Raw genomic sequence first — 20,724 nt, forward strand, 5'->3', positions numbered from 1 at the left:
CCCGCCCTGAACCGTCATGCCGTCCATCCGGTTACTCCTCTGGTGGGCGAACGCATATTGACTGCTTGCAGAGCGAGAAAGATCCTCACATGGACACCCCCAACGTCCCCAGCACCCACTACAACCCTGTCGCCAGCAACCCCTCTGACATCCCGTTCCCTCCTTCTTCTGGGTCCCACGCTTCTGGGCCCCACGCTTTCGGGCCCCAGCCCAGCACGTTGTCCTGGCCCTCCGAAGACTGGTGGAGGTGCTGGCGCTCCGCTCCCGTGAGCGGCCGCTATGAAGGCAACCAGGCAGGCAGCGGCCTTGTCGGCAGCGCGCTGGACCTCCGCTTGGACGTCGATCCCCGCCAGGGCGTGGAATCCCCGGTGCTGAACAAAGTCAGTGGCGATCTATACAGCACCCGCTGGGTCAAAACAGGTGGCGTCAACCAATTCGTGAAGACCTATGTGGAGTCATGGATTGTGGATACCCCAGTGGTCACCATGACCCGCGCAGATGCACACATCACGGGAACCGTCCGCTTCTGGAAAGGGACGCATCCTGCCTCAACGGTGGAAATCACCGTCTCCTGGTCCCACGGCGCAATCACTGGCGCAGTGGTCACGTTCACGGCCGGCGGCGTTGCCGGGCAGCCATACGCATGTGCCTACCGTTCGGGCTGTTTCCGGGATATGAACCTTGAGCTCGACTACTGCACGTCCGTGGACATCGAACCCAAAGCGCCCGTTTACAACAGCCACTTACACAACAACCGCCCTGCGGACCTGGCGAACCGGACCATCACCATCGAGTCCGCGTACCGCGATGCGGGCGTCGCCGTCACCATCGATCCGGTCCATACAGTGATCGATGACAGTGCTGCCGGCTTCGCCTCGTGGAACGTCGGCGAACTTCACGATGCCATGGAGACCTCCTTCGGCAAGTTCAACTCCGGTTGGCCTGCCTGGAACCTTTGGGGCGTGCAGGCAGGTCTCTTCGACACCGCCGGAGTTGGGGGCATTATGTTCGACGCCGCTGCGGGCTTTGGCGGCGCGGGTCGCGGCCCTGATCGCCAGGGTTTTGCAGTTTTCCGCAACCACTCTTGGTTCACGAACCTGGTCTCCAATCCCACCACGCAGGACCAGGCCTGGGCGATGCGCCACTTCCTGTACACGTGGGTCCACGAGGCAGGGCACGCTTTCAACTTCCTGCATGCGTGGGACAAGGCGAGGCCGGATTCCCTGTCCTGGATGAACTACGACTGGAAATACGATCAGCGCAACGGCACGGATACCTTCTGGGGCAACTTCCGGTTCCGGTTCGACGACGACGAACTGCTCCACATGCGCCATGGCGACCGCGCTTCGGTGATTATGGGCGGAGATCCCTGGGCGTCCGGTGGGCACCTGGAATCCCCCGCCGGCGCCATGACCGTTTCCGGGCCGGGCAGCGATATTGAACTGACGCTCTCAGCCAAGAACCACTTCGATTACATGGAGCCTGTGTCCATTGAATTTCGCCTGCGGAACACCAGCGATGTACCCGTGCTGGTGGACGGCCGCCTGGATCCCAGGTTCGGAAACACCACTGTGTACGTGCAGAAGCCGGACGGAACGGTGGTGCTCCACGAATCCGTGGTCTGCTTCTATGGCCTCCCGGAACCGGTAACCCTGGAACCCGCCACCGGCGCCACGAGCGATGGCAGCGACCGCTACAGCCAACTGGTCCAGCTAGCATTTGGAGTGCAGGGCTTCGCTTTCGATGAGCCCGGCCAGTACCAGGTCCGCGCCATCTATTCCACCGAAGGCATCGTCCAGGCGTCCAACACCTTGCCGTTGCGGATCGGTTTCCCGGTCACACGGGAGGAGGACCGGTTTGCACCCGAGTTCTTCACGCGGGAAGTAGGACTCACGCTCGCCTTCGAAGGATCCATGTCGCCGCACCTGAGCAAAGGGCTGGACGCCCTTACCGAGGCAGCCGAGCGGTTCGGCCGCGAGCCTTTGGGCGTCAAGGCGGCCACCGCCGTCGCGCAATCCGTGGGAGATGACTTCTATCGCCGCATGGAAGACAAGATGATTAAGCACCACAGCGCCGATCCTGAGAGGGCCCTTGCACTGACCGATGCGGGGCTCGCGAGCTACCAGAAGGGCAGCAGTGCGGCGAACAACCTGGCGTACCGGAACCTCGTGGAACTGCGGAGAGATCTGCATGTGAAGGCGGATAACACCGCAGCGGCAAAGTCAGAGGTGGAAACCCTCGCCAAAGATTTGGGCTCCCGCGGCGTGAACCCGACTGTCCTGGCCCAGGTCAAGGAACTGATCCCATCAACTCCGGCGGCCCGTTCCCGCCGGTCGGCTCCGAGGAAGCCTGCCAAAAAGCCGTCGGATGGCTAGTCGGTAAATGGCTCCCAAGCAGCCGGCGACGGCGGCATCCCGCCCTTGGTGCCGCCGTCGCGCCCTCTTCTGTTGCAGTTATTCCGCGATGTCCTCGGCCCACAGTTCAGGGTGTTCCGCCTGGAACGTGCGCATCATCTCCACGCAGCGCGGGTCATCGAGGACCACTACGTCAACGCCACGCGAACGCAGGAGGTCGAATTCACCCGGGAACGTCTCCGCTTCGCCCACCACGACGCGCGGAATCTTGAACTGGATGATGGTTCCCGTGCACATCGCACAGGGCGCAAGCGTGGTGTAGAGCGTGGTGTCCCGGTAACTCTTTTGCCGGCCAGCCGCACGCAACGCGGACATCTCGCCATGCGCGATCGGATCGCCATGCTGGACGCGCTCATTGTGGCCGCTCGCGATGACCTTCCCGTCGCGGGCCAAAGCGGCACCGATGGGGATTCCGCCCTCGTTGAGGCTCTTCTGTGCGGCCTCGTAGGCGGCTTCGAAAGCGGGATCGGCGGTGGTACGTGCTGATTCAGTCATGGTGTTCCGTCCTTGGATGTTCTTGGCCGTTGTCCCAGCGTATCCAGCAGGGCTGCTCCCTCGCGCTCTTCCCCGCACGGGCCTAGCGGACGTAGGCTGTGGTTCGGAGAGCCGGGAAGCCTGGTCGGCCCGCTGGCTGTTGGGCCCGCGGAACGGCTCTGGCATCCGCCTCGGTCGTTGCACCGAGGGACAGGATCCGCCATGTCATCAGCATCAGAACCAGTCATCGACGCCGTACGGCTAGTCAAAACTTTCGGCAGGACCCGTGCCCTTGATGGACTGGATTTGCAGGTCGGTGAAGGCGAAGTCCACGGCTTCCTGGGCCCTAACGGTGCGGGGAAATCAACAACCTTGCGTGTCTTGCTGGGACTTATGCGCCCCAGCTCAGGAACTGCGCGGGTTTTCGGTCTGGATCCATGGCAGGATCCAGTCCGCGCTCATCGCGACGTTGCGTATGTTCCCGGAGATGTGAGCTTGTGGCCGAACCTTTCAGGCGGGGAAGTCATCGATTTGCTCACCGGGCTGCGCGGCGGCGTCGATGAACGGCTTCGGCGGGAGCTCGTTGAGGAGTTTGAGTTGGATCCGCGGCGTAAGGCACGGACGTATTCGAAGGGAAACCGTCAGAAGGTCGCGTTGATTGCGGCGTTCGCCCGTCCGGCACGCTTGTATCTGCTCGATGAACCCAGTGCCGGTTTGGATCCTGTCATGGAGTCGGTGTTCCGCCGTCAGGTTCAGCGCGTTACCGCAGACGGTGCAACGGTGCTGCTGTCCAGCCACATTCTTAGCGAGGTCGAGCACCTCTGCAAAAGAGTGACGATCATCCGGGCAGGACGGGCCGTGGAGTCGGGGACGCTATCGGAGTTGCGGCACCTGAAGCTCACCCATTTCAGGGTCGAGGCCACCAACTCGGCGTTGTTGACGGCCCTGCCCGGAGTGCAGGACGTCACCACTGACGGTGAGATCGTTGAGTTCGATGTGGACCCGGCCGATCTTGCCACTGTTTTGGAAGCAGCGGCGACCGCCGGGATCAGCGGGCTGACGGTGTCTCCGCCGTCGTTGGAGTCCCTTTTCCTCAGCCACTACGGCAACGCGAACAGCCAGGTGCGCTGATGTCCGGCGTGATGGGACTATTTCTCGTCCAGGCGCGAAGGGAACGCGTGCTGCTGCCGGTCTGGATTCTGGGTATCGCTTTTCTGGGCTTCATCATCGCCAATGCCGTCGCCACTGAATTTGCTGACGAGGCATCCCGGGCGGCGATCATATCTGTGGCCGGGGCAAGCCCGGCGTTCCTGTTCGTCCGCGGACTGCCCGACGGCACCGGCATCGGAGCGGTGGTGTTCTTCCAGGGCTACTCCTTCACCGCTGTCCTGGCCGGACTGATGAGCACGTTTCTGGTCATCCGGCACACCCGCATGGATGAGGAACTCGGAAGGGCAGAGCTGATCGGCTCCGTCCCGGTCCGCAGAGCAGCGCCCCTGATGGCCACCCTGATCCTGGGCGGGATAGCGAATCTGACCTTGGCGCTCTGTGTGGCGGGCGGTTTCCTTGCCGCGGGACTGCCGGGGTCAGGAGCCTTCACGGCAGGAGCCGCCGTGGGTGCCGTCGGGGCATTCTTCGTGGCCGTCAGTGCGGTGGTGGCGCAGATCATGCCCTCGGGCCGGGCAGCCAACGGCGCAGCCGCCGGACTGGTCGGGGCGGCCTATTTCGTGCGCGGCATCGGGGACGCCTTCGGTACTACCCCATCCTCCGATCTGACCCATGTGACCAGCGAATGGTTTTCGTGGCTCTCGCCCATCGGCTGGGGGCAACGTTCCCGGCCGTTCACGGTCGCAGACCCAACACCGCTGCTGGTCCTGGCCGCCGTGAGCCTTGTTCTGGCCCTGGCGGTCCTGGCGCTCAGGAGTCGAAGGGACCTGGGCGAAAGCCTTCTGCCCGAACATGCCGGACGGGACCGGGCAGCGCCCGGGGGTAACTCCTTTCTGGGCTTGGCGTGGCGCCAGCAACGGCTGACCTTGCTGGGCTGGTGCATCTTCGCGGCCCTACTCGGCAGCATCGCCGGTGGACTGGGCCCCGTAGTCACCAACGTCATCGGTGGCAACCAGTCGCTCCGGGAGCTGATCGTCCGGCTCGTCCCTGGTGGCCGGGGTGAACTCATCGACGTCTTCACCACGGCGCTTCTGGGCATCGCGGGCGTCCTGGCCGCGGCTGCCGGCATCCAGGTGGTCCTGCGGCTCCGGGCAGAAGAAGCTGAGGGCCGGGCCGAACTTCTCCTTGCCACACCCCATTCCGCGGCACGGTGGCTGGCGGCGAACCTGATCCTCGCCACGGTGTCGGCAGTGGTCGTCGCGGCGGTCGCGGGAACAGCAGCGACCCTGGGGCTTGCCCTCTCAGGGGTGGCAAGCGGGCCGCCTGGCCAGCTGGTTGGTGCCGCCCTGGCTCACGTGCCGGCCGCCGTCGTATTCGTCGCCGTTACAGCGGTGGCGTTCGCCACGATCCCCCGGATGAGTATTGCCTTCGGGTGGGGGTTCCTGGCCGTAGGGCTGGTTCTGGGACAGTTCGGCGAACTGATGCGCCTGCCTGCTTGGCTCCAGGATCTCAGCCCGTTCCGGCACACAGCGGCGATGCCAATCGAAGCGTTCGACCCCGCAGCTGCCCTCACCATGACCGGCATTGCCGTGGCCGGAGCAGGACTAGCGGCCTACCTGCTCCGACGCCGGGACCTCACCGCGTGAGATCCGCACAGTCTGCCGCATTCTTTGGGTCTGCCGATGGGGTCCTAAATTGTCGGTGCCCGCTGATAGCTTGGCTTCATGGTCCACTTCGCAGTGGTCCATCCGGCAACAGGGAGTAGGTCACGGTGTTCTTTCTCGATTCGGAGATAGCTGGCGCGCCACAGGATTTGGTGTTTTCCGCCAGCGATCTTGTCATCGCTGCCACCTGTGAGTACCAGCTGCTCCGGAAACTCGACGAAAAACTGGGCCGCTCCCCCAAGCCTGACTTCGCCTCAGATGCCATGTTGGAGCGGACTGCAAAGCTCGGCGATGTCCACGAGCATCGGGTCCTGGATGAGTTCGTGGCCGAGTTCGGGCCGTGGGACCCGGCAACAGGAAAGGGCGTTTACGACGTCGTTCCCGCCTCCGCCATGGACCGCGCCACCCTTTTAGCCAAGCACGCGGAATCCATCGACGCCTTGCACTCCGGAGCGGATATCGTCTTCCAGGCCGCGTTCTTCGATGGCCAATTCCACGGGCGCTCGGACTTCCTGGTCAAGCGTCCTGGCGGCCAGTACGCCGTCTTCGATACCAAGCTTGCCCGCCATGCCAAGGTCACCGCGCTTTTGCAACTGGCGGCCTACGGCGACCAACTCCTTCAGGCCGGTATCGCGCCGGATCCCACAGTCACCTTGGTCCTGGGCAATCGGGTGCACAGTGATCACCCGCTCGCGGAGATTTTGCCGGTTTTCAAAGAACGCCGGGAACGCTTCCTCAAAATGACCACAGCCCACATGGCTGCTTCAGGTCCCGTCGACTGGGGCGATTCTCGCTTCTCCGCGTGCGGCCGCTGCGATTACTGCGCCGAGCAAGTAAAACTGCATCGTGACCTCCTTATGGTTGCCGGTATGCGTGTCAGCCGCCGCAAGAAGCTGATGGAAGCCGGGGTCACCACCATCGACCAACTGGCCGCGCTTCCGGAAGTCGGCGACCCCACCCTGCTGCGCCTTCGGGAGCAAGCCCAGCTCCAGACGGGGACAGGAACCCCTGATGGGACCGTGAACTACACGGACAAAGCCGGGGAAGCCAAGGCCGTGAGCTATAAGGTGCTGTCGGATAACACGCTCGGCAGGCTCCCCACTCCGGACCCCGGGGACATCTTCTTTGACTTCGAGGGCGATCCCCTCTGGCAGGATCCAGCCACGGGCAAATGGGGTCTAGAGTACCTTTTCGGAGTCATCGAAAATCCCGTGGAGCCTGGCGCCGAGCCGGTTTTCCGGCCGTTCTGGGCGCATTCGCGGGCTGAGGAAGGCCAGGCCTTCGTGGACTTCCTGGAGTACGTGGCCAAGCGCCGTGCCAGCTACCCCGGCATGCATATCTACCACTACGCGGCTTATGAGAAGACAGCCCTCCGCAATTTGTCGCTGACGCACGTGATGGGCGAAACCGCCGTCGATGACCTTTTGCGCCAAGGCGTCCTGGTGGACCTCTTCGACACCGTCCGCCACAGCCTTCGCGTATCCGAGAATTCGTACAGCATCAAGAAGCTCGAGCCTCTGTATATGGGCCAGCACCTGCGCTCCGGTGATGTCACTGACGCCGGAGCCTCCGTGGTTGCCTACGCGGACTACTGCACGGCGCGGGACACCGATAACCCTGAGCAAGCTGCGGCCATCCTCGAAAGCATCAGGGACTACAACGAGTACGACTGTCTCTCAACGTTGGAGTTGCGCAACTGGCTTCTTGCCCGCGCGGCAGAGCGTTCCATTGTGCCGCAGGGCTCGGCCGGCGACGACTCCGGGGATGCGGAAGATTTGGGGAACGGGTCCGATGCCTCGCAGACCGCTGAACCGAAAAAATATGAGGCCGCGCCGGAAGAAACCGCCTTGCTGGACTACGTTGCCGCGCTGCCGGATGAGGAAAGGCTGTCCCCGGATTCCCGGGCCATAGCCATTGTGGCAGCGGGCGTTGGATATCACCGGCGTGAGGACAAGCAATATTGGTGGGGGCACTTCGACCGCTTGGAAAAGCCAGTGTCCCAGTGGGAGGACGGCCGCGATATTTTCACGGTGGAGCAGGCAGTGGTGCTGCAGGATTGGGCTAAACCAACCCCTCGCAGTAACCCTGCCCGCATTGTGAAACTGCTCGGCCGTTCCGGTGACGGCGCGGGATTGGAGACGGGCAAGACGTACTTCCGCATGTACGGTCCCCCCTTGCCTGATGCCTTGGTGGCAAAGGAATCATCCGTGCTCGGCCGCGCAGGCTGGAACACTACCAAGATCATCGAAGTCGGCGAGGACGGTGACTTCGAGTCAGTCACCATGGCCGAGGGGTTACGCAATGATTCGACAGAGTTCCCACAGACTCCCATGGCGCTGACGCCAGACAGCCCGATTCCGACGAAGGGCCAGAGGGCGGCGTTGGCCGTGTTGGCCGGCAGGCTCAGGGATTCGCTGCCGGAATGGCCCCAGGATCCAGCATTGGACCTGGTGCGAAGGAAGCCGCCAAAACTGCGCAGTCTGGAATCCCTGCCCGCCGTGGGATCCGGTCCTGATGGCTACATCGACGCCATCACTGCGGCAGTAAAGGACCTGGACCATTCCTATCTGGCCGTCCAGGGCCCTCCAGGCAGCGGCAAGACCTACGTGGGGGCCCACGTCCTGGCCAGGCTCGTGGCAGATGGCTGGAAAGTCGGCGTTGTGGCCCAATCCCATGCCGTGGTGGAGCATATGCTCTGCGCTGCCGTGGAGAAAGCAGGCGTGGATCCAGAACGCGTGGCCAAGGAAGTGAAGCACGGCGATCCGGTGCCGTGGAGTGCGTGCGCCAAGGCCGACGTCAGCGACATCCTGTCCAAGCCGGGTGGAGCTCTCATCGGCGGTACTGCGTGGGCGATGGTAGGCAAGGAAGTTCCGGCTGGCTCGCTGGACCTGCTGGTTATTGACGAGGCAGGCCAGTTCTCCCTGGCCAACACCATGGCCGTGAGCCGCGCAGCAAAACGCCTCCTGTTACTGGGGGATCCCCAGCAACTACCGCAAGTCACCCAGGGCAAACACCCTGAACCCGTGGACGAATCTGCGCTGGGGTGGTTGTCGGATGGTTACAACACGTTGCCCCCCGAACTCGGTTATTTCCTCGCGTTGTCCTGGCGGATGCATCCCGCCCTATGTGACGCAGTCTCCGAGCTCTCCTATGACAACCGACTCGAAGCAGCGCCGGCCGCATCACTTCGCCACTTGGAAGGTGCAAGCCCTGGCATTTCCTGTGTGTATGTCCCGCATACGGGCAACTCGACGTCATCGCCGGAGGAAGCCGCAGAGGTTGTCCGTCAGGTCCAGGCACACGTGGGCCTGCCGTGGACTGACCCCTCTGATGCCCCGGCGAGCCGGCCTCTCGAGGAAACCGACATCTTGGTGGTCGCGGCTTACAACGCCCAAGTACAACTGATCAAGCACGAGCTCCGCGCAGCAGGGTTGGCAAAAGTGCGGGTAGGAACAGTGGACAAGTTCCAAGGCCAGGAAGCGCCGGTGGTCATCGTCTCCATGGCAGCCTCAGCCGCAGGGGAAGTACCGCGCGGCATGGAGTTCCTGCTCTTGCGTAACCGAATCAACGTGGCGGTGTCGCGCGGGCAGTGGCGTGCCGTCGTCGTGCGTTCGCCTGAACTGACCAACTACCTCCCGACGCATCCGGAGGGCCTGGAAAACCTTGGCGGTTTTGTGGCCCTATGCCAGCGCTCGGTCACCTAAGCGCACACCCGGCCCAAGTAACTGGCAATAGTGGTTGTTCCCAGCTCTGGGAACAACCACAAATGCCAGTCAGTTGGGGAGGGCGAGGGCTTCGTCCAACACACGGCCGAAGTTTGTGGCGTCGTGCGCGAAGCGGCCCAGGAAGAGTCCGGAGACGCCGTCCAGCTGGGGCAGCAGACCCGGTTTGGCCGAGCCGCCGTAGATGATAGCCAGCTCAGCCAATCCATGGGCACCGAGCAATCCCCGCAGTGCAGCTACAACCTGGGAAACATAAGCAGCCGACGCCGGCTCCGCAGCACCGATGGCCCACACGGGTTCGTAGGCGATCACCAAGCGGGGAGCGATGGACCAGTCTCCGGTCACGGCCGCCTTGACCTGACCAAAGACGGTAGCGGCGGCATCTTCAGGTTCAGCAAGCACGGCCTCCCCGACGCACAGCAATGGCGTCAGGCCGGCGTCGACGGCGGCACAAACCTTCAGGGCTACCATCGCATCGTCTTCGGCAAAGTACCGGCGCCGTTCGGCATGGCCGATCTCCACCAGGCCGACGCCAAGTTCGGCCAGCATCGACGGTGAGACTTCGCCAGTCCACGGCCCATCCGACCAGCCACAGTTCTGGGCCCCGAGGACCAACGGCGAACCCTGAATCATCACGGACGCTGTTGGCAGCACCGGGAATGACGGGATCACAAACGGGACCACCCGCCCTGCCCCAAGGGCCGGACGGGCGTCCACTTCTGCCAGCAACTGCTCCAGCCACGCCAGACTCTGCGCATAGCCCATGTACATCTTGGTACTGACCCCAACAAACAAGGGGCCTGTCAGGGCAGCACTACTCACGGCTACTTGTCCAGCAACTCGTCGGCCTTGTTGGTGAAGGCCCGGGTGCCGAACATCATCAGCGCGGCCAGGAACGGCAGGACACCCAGAGCGTAGACACCCATAGTGCCCGTGTCCGAAGCTGTGACCTGGTTGACCGTGGTGCGAAGGATCGGTGCGACGAAACCGCCGAGGTTGCCCAGGGAGTTGATCAGCCCGATACCCGCAGCCGCAGCAGTTCCGGTGAGGAACGCCGTCGGATACGACCAGCAGATGGGACCCGTGGACAGGAAGCTGCACACCGCGAGGCTGATGAAGATGATGCCCAACGCCGGAAGATGGTTGGCGCCGGCCCAGGCGGAACCGAAGATGCAGAGACCCGTGGAGATGAACAACGCTGTGCCCCAGCGGCGACGACGCGCCACCGTGTTTGCAGCCTTGCCCACGAAGTAGCAGGCAAAGATCCCGAAGAACCATGGGATAGCGGCCAGGAGTCCGACGGCGAGCCCCACCTTTTGGCCGGTGAGCTGGGAGACCTGCTGCGGCAAGTAGAACGTGACGCCGTAGACCGCGATCTGCAGGCAGAAGTAGATGACGGTGAAGTACCAGACACGGCCGTTGCGCATGGCAGCCAGGACGCCGCGCGGACCTGATTCTTCCTTGACGGTGTCTTCCAGTGCCATGACATCTGTCAGGGCAAGCTTCTCTTCTTTGCTCAGGAACTTGGCATCCTGTGGGCTGTTGATGAGGAAGAAGAAGGACGCGATGCCGGCCACAATGGCCAGCGAACCTTCAACGAAGAACATGACCTGCCATCCGGCGACCCCGGGAACCTGGTCGCCGATGTTGATGAGCCACCCGGACAGCGGAGCCCCAAGCATCTGGGAGAGAGGCTGAGCCAGGTAGAAGATGGCGAACATCTTCACGCGGACTTTGTTGGGGAACCAGGCGGCGAGGAACATGATGACGCCTGGGAAGAGTCCTGCCTCGGTGACACCCAGCAGGAAGCGGAGGATGATGAACGACGTCTCGCCTTGCACGAAGGCGAAGCACGCGGACACTATGCCCCAGGTGATGGCGATGCGGGCAAGCCAGACTTTAGCGCCGAACTTGGTGAGCAGCAGGTTGCTGGGGATCTCGAACAATGCGTAGCCGATGAAGAAGATACCGGCACCCAGGGCATAAGCACCTGCTGTGATGCCTTTGTCCACCCCAAGGGCAGCTTCGGCGAAGCCCACATTGGTGCGGTCAAGGAATGCCACCACATACAGGATGACGAGCATCGGCATCAGACGCCGGGAAGCCTTGGATATGGCCGACTTCAGAATCGGTGAATCCAGCAACTCCTTGGTGGAAGTTGAGGCAACGGACATTGAAACTCCTCTTTGAGCAATCAGTTGGGGTTGAGATGGCTAACGCAGCGCGCCATCAGCGCGGGAAGAAAATGAGCACCATGCCCACTGCGCAGGCAAGGATGCCCACGGCAAGGTAGATCTTGCGTTCTCTGGTCCAGGTCTTCATATCGCCAGGGTCTTCATATCGGGGAAGCCCTAGTGCATGTAAAGACCGCCATCCACATTCAGCGTCTGGCCGGAGATATATCCGGAGTCCTCGCTGATGAGGAAGGCGATGGCGGCGGCGATGTCCCTGGTGGAGCCCACACGGTTCACCACGAGGTCCTTGGTCAGTTCGTCCTTGCGTTCCTCGCTCAGCGTGCCGCCCATGATGTCGGTATCGATGGGGCCGGGTGAGATCGCGTTGACGGTGATGTCGTATTCGCCCAGTTCCCGGGCTGTGGCACGGGTCAGGCCGATAACACCGGCTTTGGCAACAGAGTAGGGCGTCTTGGAGAACGTTCCGCCACCGCGCTGGGCAGAGACCGAAGAGATGTTCACGATGCGGCCGATCCGGTTCTTCACCATGGATTCGGCCACCCGGCGGGTGGCGTAGTGGACACCGTTGAGGTTGATGCTCAGCACGCGGTCCCACTCAGCAGGTTCGAGTTCCAGGTAGCCGATGGGTGAGCTGACGCCTGCAACGTTGGCCAAGGCGACGATCTGCGGCAGCTCGGCTTCCAGTTCATCGATCGCAGCCCAGACTTCGGTTTCGCTGGCGACGTTCGCGCCGACTCCGTGGGCCTGGACCCCATATTCTGCAGCAACTTCCTTAGCTGCAGCCTTGCAGGCCGCGTCGTCAAGATCGATGATGCCGATGTTCCAGCCTTGGGCGGCCAGGTAGTTCACAGTGGCGCGGCCGATGCCACGCTCGGAAACAGCGCCGGTGACGATGGCGGTGCGTTCAGCGGGGAAAGTGCTCATGAAGGATCTCCTAAAAAAGAACTAGTTGATGGGTGCCGGGCCAAGCTCTTCAATGAGCTTTTGCATGGCGACGTAGGCCTTGTTCCGGTACGCGATGAGTTCCGGGGTGCGCTCGGCGGAGACGTTGAGGAACCCTGCGCCGGTCTTGGTGCCGAGCTTGCCTGCCTCCACGAGGTCCGACAAGATCTTCGGCGTCGCAAACCGCTCCGGGAAGCCCGTCTGCAGGGACTTGTAGCAGAAGTTGTAGACATCCAAACCGGCCATGTCCGCGATCGCGAACGGACCAAAGAATGGCAGGCGGAAGCCGAACGTCGTACGCACCAGGGTGTCGACGTCGTCCGCTGTTGCGATGCCCTGCTCCACCAGTTGCGCAGCTTCGTGGAACAGCGCGTACTGCAGGCGGTTGAGCACAAAACCTGTCACGTCCTTCACGACGGCGGTCTGCTTACCCGCCGCGTGAACCAGCTCGCGCGAAGCGGCTACCGAGGCGGCGGCAGTGCCGGCGTGCGGAATGACCTCGACGCCCGGAATGAACGGTGACGGGTTGGAGAAGTGAATGCCCAGGAATCGCTCCGGGTTGGTCACGGCTTCTGCCAGGGCGGCAATGGAAATCGTGGAAGTATTGGAGCCAATCAGGGCATCCGGGCGGGCCGCGGCGCTGATCCGGGCCAGGGTCTGGTGCTTGATCTCCAGGACCTCGGGAACGCATTCCTCGATGAAGTCGGCATCAGCAACGGCTTCCTCGATGTCCTTCGCAGCCCACAGGTTCTGCTTGAGGATTTCAGTGGATCCCGCCGGGAACAGACCATCGGCGATGAACTGATCGGATTCGACCAGCAGGCGGTCGAAGTTCTTCTGCGCGATCTCGGCAGACACATCCGCCAAAGCCACGCGCGCCCCACCGAGCGCCAGGACCTGGGCAATGCCGCCGCCCATGTAACCGGAGCCCACGACGGCGATCTTCCGGGCTGCGTTTTTCGCGGTGCCTTCGGTTGCTTCAGAAACGGTCATGATCAAACTGCCTTCGTGTAGTCGGGCTCATAGGAGCAAATGGCGTCCACCTTGGCGGCGGAGGATGAATTTTGGTCAAAGCGGTGGCCGAGCCACTCCCCTACGAGCTTCTTGGCCAGTTCCAAGCCAATCACCCGCTGCCCGAGCGTGAGGACCTGCGCGTTGTTGCTCAGTACGGATCGTTCCACCGAGTAGCTGTCGTGGGCCGTAACCGCACGGATTCCGGGGACCTTGTTGGCCGCAATGGCCACGCCCAGCCCGGTGCCGCAGATCAGGAGGGCTCGATCGAACTCACCATCAGCTACCTTGCGGGCGGCATCGACGGCGACGTGGGGATACGCCGTGGAATCGTTGGCACCCACTCCGACGTCGGTCACAGATGCAACGCGCGGGTCGGATTCCAACAGCGCCAGGAGTGCTTGCTTGTATTCCACACCAGCTTCGTCATTGCCGACGACGATGCGCCAGCCTTGTGTATCGCTCATTCTCAGGCTCCGTTTCCGGCCGGAGCCGCTGAAGCAGCGCTGGCCAGTAGTGAATCGATGTGTTGGGAGATCCTCGTGGCGATCAGGCCAAAGGAGACTGCGCCCGGATCCGGATGGCCGAGGCTTTTCTCGGCAAGTGGGCGCGCCCGGCCCTTGAGCGGCCGCAGTTCAGCGGTCCTCGCGGCAGCCAATTCAGCAGCCGCAGCAGCTGCTGCCAGTGCCCGATCCACGGGAGCACCGCCGTCGAGCTCGGTCAGGAACGCATCCCGGAACGGCAGGAGGGCGTCCACCATGGTCTTGTCTCCGGGCTCGGCCTTGCCGAGTTCGGTGATGGCCAGGACGAAGGCATTCACGGCGTCGCCGGCATCCGAGGAACTGTACGTTTCACGGTTCCCGAGCGACTGCCCGGCCGCAATGACCGCCGAGCCCCACAATGCGCCCGAAGTTCCGCCGGCACGTTCGCTCCATGCTTCGCCGGCCGCGAGGAGGATTCGCGCTACCGAGGAGCCTGATGCGGCTTCGCCTGCGGCAGCCGCAGCGTCGACGCCGCGGCGCATTCCGATTCCGTGATCACCATCGCCGGCGATAGCGTCCAGCTTGCCGAGCTCGTCTTCGTGTTCGACGACGACGTCACGCACCTGGGCGAGGATGGCCACAGCCTGCCGCCCGAGTTCCGTGGCTGCCGGGGTGGGCCGTTCGACGTCGGCGGTTTCGGCGTCGACGATCAGTGCCTCGGCACGTGCTGCACGGGGCGCCATGCTGCCCTTGCGGAAAGCTGGGGTATCGGCGGGCGCCGCCCAATATTGTTCGAGTTCATCGTCCAGCCAGAGCAGCGTCAGGGACAGTCCGGACATGTCCAAACTGGTCACCAGCTCGCCGCATTCCGGTTCAACAACGGTAAGGCCAGCGGCGGTGAGCAGCTTCTCGACCTTGCCGAACAACAGGAAGAGTTCGTCATACTTGACCGTGCCCAGGCCGTTCACGATCGCCACCACGCGGTCCCCGGCGTCCTCCGGCTTGTCCGCGAGCAGCTTGGAAACCAGAAGCTCCGCAAGCTCGGACGCGGTGGGCATCGGGTGCTCGGAGATCCCAGGCTCACCGTGGATTCCGAGGCCCAGGGACATCTGCCCGGCAGGAACGTGGAACAACGGATCCTTGGCACCCGGAAGAGTGCAGCCGTCGAAGGCCACGCCCAGCGAGCGGGTCCGGTAGTTGGTTTTGATGGCCAAACGCTCGACGTCGTCGAGGTTCAGTCCCGCTTCGGCGGCGGCGCCGGCAATCTTGAAGACCGTCAGGTCGCCTGCAATGCCGCGGCGCTTCTCGAGTTGATCGATCGGCGCGCTCGCGATGTCGTCCGTGACGGTGACAGTGCGCGTTTCGATGCCCTCGGAGTTAAGGCGGAGTTGTGCCTGGCCGAAGTGCAGGACGTCGCCAGCGTAGTTGCCATAGCTGAGCAGAACCCCACCGCCGGCATTGGCCGCTTTGGCCACGCGGTACACCTGGCCAGCGGCCGGGGAGGCGAACATGTTGCCGCAGGCCGAGCCCGTTGCGAGTCCGGGGCCGACCAATCCGGCGAAGGCCGGGTAATGCCCGGAACCGCCGCCGACCACCAACGCCACTTGCCCTGCAGGTACTTCGGTGGAGCGGACCACGCCGCCATCTACCCTTGCAACATAGCCGCGGTTGGCGGAAACGAAACCGTCCAGGGCTTCATCGGCAAAGTCTGCCGGGTTGTCGAAAATCTGTGTCATTCCTTAGACTCCTGCGAGCTGGTTTACCGGTGTCTGGCGTCCTTGTGCTACGTGGCTCGTGCCGAGTGTGTAACCCTCGGTCTTGGGCAGGATGTGGCGGCGCAGGTATTCCTGGTTGCTGGCCGTGACGCTGAGTCCGTCGCCACCGTAGTGCTCGGTGCAGAGGATGCCCTGGAAGCCGACCGAGAGTGCGAACTTGAATGCCTCGCGGTAGTTGATCAGGCCGCTTTCCATGGGTGCGGGCATGGTGATGTAGCTGTCGCGGGCCACATCTTCGTCGCGGATGTAATTCTTCATGTGCCAGTAGTTGGAGTACGGCAGGGTCTTGGCCACCATCCCGCGCCAGTCCTCGATGGGACGGTGCAGGCGGATGAGGTTGCCGAGGTCCGGGTTGAGGCCGACGTTGTCCAATCCGATGTCCTGGACCAGCTGCACGGATGAATCGGCGGTGCCGAGGTAGGTGTCCTCGTACATTTCCAGGGAGATGAGGATGCCGGCCTCTGCTGCATGCTTGCCGAGTTCACGAAGGCGGGAGACGGCGTTGCCCCACACTTCCTTGTCCCCTACCGGGTCCTTGTAGCCCTCCACGGTCCAGAACCACAACTGCTTCTGCTGCTCCGGGGTGAGGGCCTGGTGAAGACCAAAAGATACGACCTCGCAACCAAGCTCTGCACCGGCGTCGATGGTGCGGTGGCTGTAGGCGAGGTTGTCGGCCCAGTCCGTCTGGTGGATGACGCTGCGGCGGATTGCGGAAATGACCGGCACTCCGATGCCCACTTCGTCTGCCGTCTGCTTGAACTCTGCCAGGCGCTCGTTGCTGAGATCGCCCGGTCGGACCCAGCTGTCCGTGAGGTCGGCGTTGGCAAAGCCAGCCTCCTTCACTTCCTGCAGGACGGCAGCCCAAACGGAAGCATCGGCGTCGTTTACGTGTTGTCCTGCAGCGTCTGCCCCGGGGAACTGCAGGAGGGCCGCGGTGATGGGCCAATTCTCGGCGGTATACGCCATGATGATCACTCCTTCGTGGAATCCTGTTTCCTATAGGATTTATGATCCAAGCAAAGCTGTCAACCCTTTTCGCGAAACTTCCTAGATCCTATATGTCTTACATATTTCTGTGAAGGGGCTCACTCAGCGCATGAAAAAGGCCCGCCGCACCAGCGACGAGCCCTTATTAAGCAGCAAGTATTCAGTCCTCCGGCGCGTCAGCAATGGCCCGACCCCGCACCTTTTCCACGTGATTGACCATTGCGTCGGCCGCTTTCCCGGGGTCCCCGCTCGTCATCGCGTCGAGGACGGCTTGGTGCTCAGCGATAGCCTGCTCCGCGTCAGTGATGCCCACTCCCCCAAACAACCTGAAGCGCTGGATCTGCCCGCCCAAAGTGTTGTAAGCGGCGAGCAGGAACTGATTCCTGGCTTGCGCCGCGATCAACTGGTGGAAACGCTCGTCAGCCTCAAGGTAGCTTCGGTACTCAGCAAACGTGCCGCCCCGGGGTGCCGTCTTGAGATCCTCGACCGCTTGCTTCAGGGCGTCCAGGCCTTCCGACGTCATGCGCTCGCACGCCAGTCGGGCATTCACGGGCTCGATGGACAAACGTGCTTCCATGAGCTCAGCGAAATCCTCGCGTGTGAACACGGGAGCTACCCGATACCCCTTCAACGCCACGCGCCGCACCATGCCCGTATGCTCCAGCCGCGCCAACGCTTCACGCACCGGGGTGGGAGAAACGTCCAGTTCCCGCGCCATTCCGTCGATGCTGACGGCGGCCCCGGGTTCGAGCCGACCATCCATGAGCCACTCGAGGAGGGCTTCATAAACGTGATCGGCCAAGACCTGGCGGCTGACGGGAAAGCCGGGGCGGGCAAGAGCCGGCGAAGGTTCAGACATGCCACAAATCCTATAGGAAGCAGGACGTGACATACCCAAGTAAGTCGTAGTTGAGCGCGTTCTGAGCACTCAAAACGCGCTCAACTGCGACTTACTTGGGTGGCCACGGGTTAAACCACGACGTCGGCACTACGCTGAGTGCCGACGTCGTGATTTAGCCTGGGGTGCTGCGCTTTAGTTCACGTAGAACGGGTAGTCCGTGTAACCCTCGGCGCCCTCGCCGTAGAAGGTGGAGGCATCGGGCTCGTTGAGCGGGAGGCTTTCACGCCAGCGGCGCGCGAGGTCCGGGTTGGCAATGGCTGGGCGGCCCACCACAACGGCATCCGCGAGGCCATCGGCGACGATTGCCAGGGCTTCGTCGCGAGTAGTGATTTCACTGAAGCCGGTGTTCACCAGGAACGTGCCATTGAAACGCTGGCGAAGATCCTGGACCAAGGTGCCCTGCGCGTTGTGGTGCAGGATGCTGAGGTACGCCAGGTTCAGGGGCGCAATGGTGTCCACCAGGACTTCGTAAGTGGCGCGGACGTCCGCGGCATCCGTCTCGGCGATGCCCTGGACATTGTGTTCCGGGGAGATCCGGATGCCCACGCGGTTGGCGCCCAGTGCTTCAACCACGGCATTGACGGTCTCGATCACAAAGCGGGCGCGGTTCTCCGGGGAGCCACCGTAGCTGTCGGTCCGGACGTTCGAGTTGGGTGCAAGGAATTCATGCAGCAGGTATCCGTTGGCGGAGTGGAGTTCCACGCCGTCGAATCCTGCCTCAATGGCGTTCTTTGAGGCCGTGACAATATCCTGGATGACTCCCGGGAGCTCGTCCGTGCGGAGTTCCCGCGGCACCGGGTACGGCTGCTTGCCGTTGGGAGTGCGGACATCGCCGTCGATGGCAAGGGCACTCGGGCCCACGATTTCGTGGCCGCCCGTGATGTCCGCATGGGACACGCGGCCGCCGTGCATGATCTGGGCAAAAATACGTCCGCCTTCAGAGTGAACGGCATCGGTGACCGTCTTCCAGCCTGCAATCTGCGCGTCCGTGACCAAGCCAGGCTGGCCCGGGTACGACTGACCGGCCGGCGTCGGGTATGTTCCCTCGCTGACAATCAGCCCAAGGGAGGCGCGTTGCCGGTAGTGCTCAGCGATCAGTGAACCCGGAATTCCATCAGCGCCAGCCCGCAGCCGGGTCAGCGGCGCCATCACCAGTCGGTTGGGAAGTTCCAGCTCACCAAGGGCCAAGGGGGAAAACAGCATGCGCAGTTCCTTTCAGAATGAATCGGGGTTCACTCTGGGCAACTGTGCAGCGTATGCAACTATTCCGGATGAGTGGCAGATCACATGGCTTAGCCCTGGCCCCGCAGCCTCATCGAATCATCGAAGCACTCGCAAAGGGCCAGCACGGCAACGAGGTGCGCTTCTTCGGCATGGGGCGGATCGGTGTCGATGCAAATGGCTTCGTTGACAGCCTGGGCAAGGTCCTTGGACTCCCTGCCTGTCAACGCCCACACCCGTGCCCCGGCAGCTTTGGCAGCGGCAGCGGCCTCGCGGAGATCGTCCGTGATTCCCTTCGCAGCGAGCAGCACCACGATGTCGCCCTGCCGAACCGAGCCTCGGATCTGGTCACTGAGGCTTCCGCGGGCCCCGTCGTTGGCGCTATTGCTGACAGATAAGGCCTTGAAGGCAGAGCCATCGCCGGGCGAACCATTTTTGGCATCGTGAGCCGCGAGTTCGGAGGTGAATCTCTGGGCTTCGTGCGCAGAACCATCGCTGCCGGCAGCAAACACGCTACCGCCACGGAGGCGTACTCGGGCCAGTTCTTCTCCCCATTCAGCGAGCCGCGACGATTCACGGCGCAGGGCCGCTACAGCTGGGCCGATCTCGCCCAAATGGCCAAGAACGACGTCAACTGCATGCCTGTTCTGCCTTGAATCCATCGGGCGCACCACCTGTCCCGGTCGCCTTACCACGATGCTCACTTCCTGCCTCCGATTCACCGTAGGAACTTACACGTTCCTATCTCCGTCCCGCCTGGAACCGTCCCGCACAGAATCGTCCCGGGTAGAGCCCTCCCGCGTAGAACGCTCTCGTAAAGGCTCTTCCCTGACGGCGCTTTCCCGTGCCGAGCGATCCCGCGTAAGCCGTTCGTCGTTTGTATCCATGTCACGTGTATCCATGTCACGGTCACGTCCACGATCCGTATCGTTCTCCCGGTCGCGGCCAGTCCTGACATCGGGATCCACTTTGTCGGCGTGGCGCAGGTGCTCCTCAACGCGCCCGCTGGCTTCTTGGGCCTTCTCCGCGTGCCGGTCTGCTTCGCGCCGGAGCCGGTTGGCCTCGACTTCTGCCTGAACGGCCGCTGCCTCGGCTTGGGCCGACTGGGCCTTCGCCTGATGTGCGCCGACGGCTTCCTGGTCTGCCTTCTCGCGCAATTCCCCTGCGCGACGGCGATTGACTTCGGCCTTCTTCTTGCGCCCAACTACCACCGCAATGATCACAGCTGCGACTACGACGACGGCCAACACGATGATCAATACCAGTTGCCCCGTATCCATGTGGATTGCCTCCCTCGTGAACGGCTTTGTTTGGGCGCCGTCCCTAGCCCACGCTGTGCTTAGTACCCAAAGTTGTACCCATCCCGTGTTCGTTCCAAACGCTTTCTGATCACGTGGACAGTTATCTCCTACCAGCTTAACACCAATTATCAGGTTACTTACTAAATCGAAGGCGCAGGTGACCGACGCAGTCACCGGAGGGCCGCCGTCGTCCGCTGTTTGATTGCCTAGAAGCGCGTTTAGCTACCCGTCGACTCTGGATGCTCCCTGGCGCGCTTCTCCTCCGGCGTCTCGCCGCTTTCATCAGGAATGAAGGTTGGGTCCACTTCGGTAGTGAAGTCACCCGTCCCGGGGCTGCTGTCCTCATGCTCGACGCCGGCAGGTACCGCGGGTTTTGAAGCTTCTGAAGGCGCTGGGGTTTCGGAAAGCGTTTGGTCCGGTTCGCTCGATTCTTCGCTCATAGCCTCAATGTAGGCCCGGCATCAGGAGCTGTCGAGGCTACCGAAGACCTTGTGCGCCGCTGCCAACTCTGCTTCGCTGGGATGGTCT

The 20,724-nt window shown here is 62.8% G+C and carries 17 protein-coding genes; 4 read left to right on the top strand and 13 right to left on the bottom strand.

The window, feature by feature from the left end:
• Positions 1 to 89 precede the first annotated feature (89 nt).
• Positions 90 to 2,375, top strand: coding sequence for a hypothetical protein (locus AB4Z15_RS15815; RefSeq protein ID WP_442018043.1), 2,286 nt, complete (start codon positions 90 to 92; stop codon positions 2,373 to 2,375).
• Positions 2,376 to 2,453: 78 nt separating this feature from the next.
• Here the strand turns inward: AB4Z15_RS15815 and AB4Z15_RS15820 are convergent, their stop codons facing one another.
• Complete coding sequence (locus AB4Z15_RS15820) at positions 2,454 to 2,909, bottom strand: nucleoside deaminase (RefSeq protein ID WP_442018044.1); 456 nt, start codon at positions 2,907 to 2,909, stop codon at positions 2,454 to 2,456.
• 201 nt (positions 2,910 to 3,110) lie between these two features.
• On the opposite strand from AB4Z15_RS15820, the gene AB4Z15_RS15825 reads away from it, so the two are divergent.
• The 3 genes from AB4Z15_RS15825 (at position 3,111) to AB4Z15_RS15835 (ending at position 9,363) form a co-directional block, all read left to right on the top strand.
• On the top strand, positions 3,111 to 4,019 hold the full coding sequence (locus tag AB4Z15_RS15825; protein WP_442018045.1) for an ABC transporter ATP-binding protein: 909 nt from the start codon (positions 3,111 to 3,113) through the stop codon (positions 4,017 to 4,019).
• Entirely contained in the window at positions 4,019 to 5,641 is a 1,623-nt protein-coding gene (locus tag AB4Z15_RS15830; RefSeq protein WP_442018046.1) for an ABC transporter permease, read from the top strand. Before AB4Z15_RS15825 ends, AB4Z15_RS15830 begins: the two co-directional genes overlap by 1 nt.
• 125 nt (positions 5,642 to 5,766) lie before the next feature.
• Positions 5,767 to 9,363, top strand: coding sequence for a TM0106 family RecB-like putative nuclease (locus tag AB4Z15_RS15835; protein ID WP_442018047.1), 3,597 nt, complete (start codon positions 5,767 to 5,769; stop codon positions 9,361 to 9,363).
• Positions 9,364 to 9,432: 69 nt separating this feature from the next.
• Here AB4Z15_RS15835 and AB4Z15_RS15840 read toward each other — a convergent pair whose 3' ends face one another.
• From AB4Z15_RS15840 to AB4Z15_RS15895, 12 genes are all read right to left on the bottom strand, one after another.
• On the bottom strand, positions 9,433 to 10,203 hold the full coding sequence (locus tag AB4Z15_RS15840) for a triose-phosphate isomerase family protein (RefSeq protein WP_442018048.1): 771 nt from the start codon (positions 10,201 to 10,203) through the stop codon (positions 9,433 to 9,435).
• 2 nt (positions 10,204 to 10,205) lie between these two features.
• Positions 10,206 to 11,555, bottom strand: coding sequence for an MFS transporter (locus AB4Z15_RS15845; RefSeq protein WP_442018049.1), 1,350 nt, complete (start codon positions 11,553 to 11,555; stop codon positions 10,206 to 10,208).
• 177 nt (positions 11,556 to 11,732) lie between these two features.
• Positions 11,733 to 12,500 (bottom strand): SDR family NAD(P)-dependent oxidoreductase, encoded by a 768-nt coding sequence (locus AB4Z15_RS15850; RefSeq protein ID WP_442018050.1) that lies wholly within the window; start codon positions 12,498 to 12,500, stop codon positions 11,733 to 11,735.
• A gap of 21 nt (positions 12,501 to 12,521) precedes the next feature.
• Entirely contained in the window at positions 12,522 to 13,511 is a 990-nt protein-coding gene (locus tag AB4Z15_RS15855; RefSeq protein WP_442018051.1) for a 3-hydroxyacyl-CoA dehydrogenase family protein, read from the bottom strand.
• 2 nt (positions 13,512 to 13,513) lie between these two features.
• Positions 13,514 to 13,996 (bottom strand): ribose-5-phosphate isomerase, encoded by a 483-nt coding sequence (locus AB4Z15_RS15860; RefSeq protein ID WP_442018052.1) that lies wholly within the window; start codon positions 13,994 to 13,996, stop codon positions 13,514 to 13,516.
• Positions 13,997 to 13,998: 2 nt separating this feature from the next.
• A complete protein-coding gene (gene dhaL / locus AB4Z15_RS15865; RefSeq protein ID WP_442018053.1) occupies positions 13,999 to 15,747 on the bottom strand; it encodes a dihydroxyacetone kinase subunit DhaL in 1,749 nt (582 codons plus the stop codon).
• Between the two features lie 3 nt (positions 15,748 to 15,750).
• Positions 15,751 to 16,752 (bottom strand): sugar phosphate isomerase/epimerase family protein, encoded by a 1,002-nt coding sequence (locus AB4Z15_RS15870; protein WP_442018054.1) that lies wholly within the window; start codon positions 16,750 to 16,752, stop codon positions 15,751 to 15,753.
• A gap of 181 nt (positions 16,753 to 16,933) precedes the next feature.
• Positions 16,934 to 17,632, bottom strand: coding sequence for a GntR family transcriptional regulator (locus AB4Z15_RS15875; RefSeq protein WP_442018055.1), 699 nt, complete (start codon positions 17,630 to 17,632; stop codon positions 16,934 to 16,936).
• A gap of 174 nt (positions 17,633 to 17,806) precedes the next feature.
• On the bottom strand, positions 17,807 to 18,877 hold the full coding sequence (locus AB4Z15_RS15880; RefSeq protein ID WP_442018056.1) for an alkene reductase: 1,071 nt from the start codon (positions 18,875 to 18,877) through the stop codon (positions 17,807 to 17,809).
• An 89-nt stretch (positions 18,878 to 18,966) separates the two neighbouring features.
• Positions 18,967 to 19,557, bottom strand: coding sequence for an SIS domain-containing protein (locus AB4Z15_RS15885; RefSeq protein WP_442002473.1), 591 nt, complete (start codon positions 19,555 to 19,557; stop codon positions 18,967 to 18,969).
• 69 nt (positions 19,558 to 19,626) lie between these two features.
• A complete protein-coding gene (locus AB4Z15_RS15890; RefSeq protein ID WP_442018057.1) occupies positions 19,627 to 20,175 on the bottom strand; it encodes a hypothetical protein in 549 nt (182 codons plus the stop codon).
• Between the two features lie 239 nt (positions 20,176 to 20,414).
• Complete coding sequence (locus tag AB4Z15_RS15895) at positions 20,415 to 20,636, bottom strand: hypothetical protein (RefSeq protein WP_442018058.1); 222 nt, start codon at positions 20,634 to 20,636, stop codon at positions 20,415 to 20,417.
• Positions 20,637 to 20,724: the final 88 nt, after the last annotated feature.

The sequence above is a fragment of the Paenarthrobacter sp. 2TAF44 genome (assembly GCF_052114885.1).
Classification (GTDB): Bacteria; Actinomycetota; Actinomycetes; order Actinomycetales; family Micrococcaceae; genus Arthrobacter.

Coding starts and splice junctions, on each gene's coding strand:
- AB4Z15_RS15815 (WP_442018043.1), top strand. CDS start 90: ATGGACACCCCCAACGTCCCCAGCACCCACTACAACCCTGTCGCCAGC.
- AB4Z15_RS15820 (WP_442018044.1), bottom strand. CDS start 2,909: ATGACTGAATCAGCACGTACCACCGCCGATCCCGCTTTCGAAGCCGCC.
- AB4Z15_RS15825 (WP_442018045.1), top strand. CDS start 3,111: ATGTCATCAGCATCAGAACCAGTCATCGACGCCGTACGGCTAGTCAAA.
- AB4Z15_RS15830 (WP_442018046.1), top strand. CDS start 4,019: ATGTCCGGCGTGATGGGACTATTTCTCGTCCAGGCGCGAAGGGAACGC.
- AB4Z15_RS15845 (WP_442018049.1), bottom strand. CDS start 11,555: ATGTCCGTTGCCTCAACTTCCACCAAGGAGTTGCTGGATTCACCGATT.
- AB4Z15_RS15850 (WP_442018050.1), bottom strand. CDS start 12,500: ATGAGCACTTTCCCCGCTGAACGCACCGCCATCGTCACCGGCGCTGTT.
- AB4Z15_RS15855 (WP_442018051.1), bottom strand. CDS start 13,511: ATGACCGTTTCTGAAGCAACCGAAGGCACCGCGAAAAACGCAGCCCGG.
- AB4Z15_RS15860 (WP_442018052.1), bottom strand. CDS start 13,996: ATGAGCGATACACAAGGCTGGCGCATCGTCGTCGGCAATGACGAAGCT.
- dhaL (WP_442018053.1), bottom strand. CDS start 15,747: ATGACACAGATTTTCGACAACCCGGCAGACTTTGCCGATGAAGCCCTG.
- AB4Z15_RS15870 (WP_442018054.1), bottom strand. CDS start 16,752: ATGGCGTATACCGCCGAGAATTGGCCCATCACCGCGGCCCTCCTGCAG.
- AB4Z15_RS15875 (WP_442018055.1), bottom strand. CDS start 17,632: ATGTCTGAACCTTCGCCGGCTCTTGCCCGCCCCGGCTTTCCCGTCAGC.
- AB4Z15_RS15880 (WP_442018056.1), bottom strand. CDS start 18,877: ATGCTGTTTTCCCCCTTGGCCCTTGGTGAGCTGGAACTTCCCAACCGA.
- AB4Z15_RS15885 (WP_442002473.1), bottom strand. CDS start 19,557: ATGGATTCAAGGCAGAACAGGCATGCAGTTGACGTCGTTCTTGGCCAT.
- AB4Z15_RS15890 (WP_442018057.1), bottom strand. CDS start 20,175: ATGGATACGGGGCAACTGGTATTGATCATCGTGTTGGCCGTCGTCGTA.
- AB4Z15_RS15895 (WP_442018058.1), bottom strand. CDS start 20,636: ATGAGCGAAGAATCGAGCGAACCGGACCAAACGCTTTCCGAAACCCCA.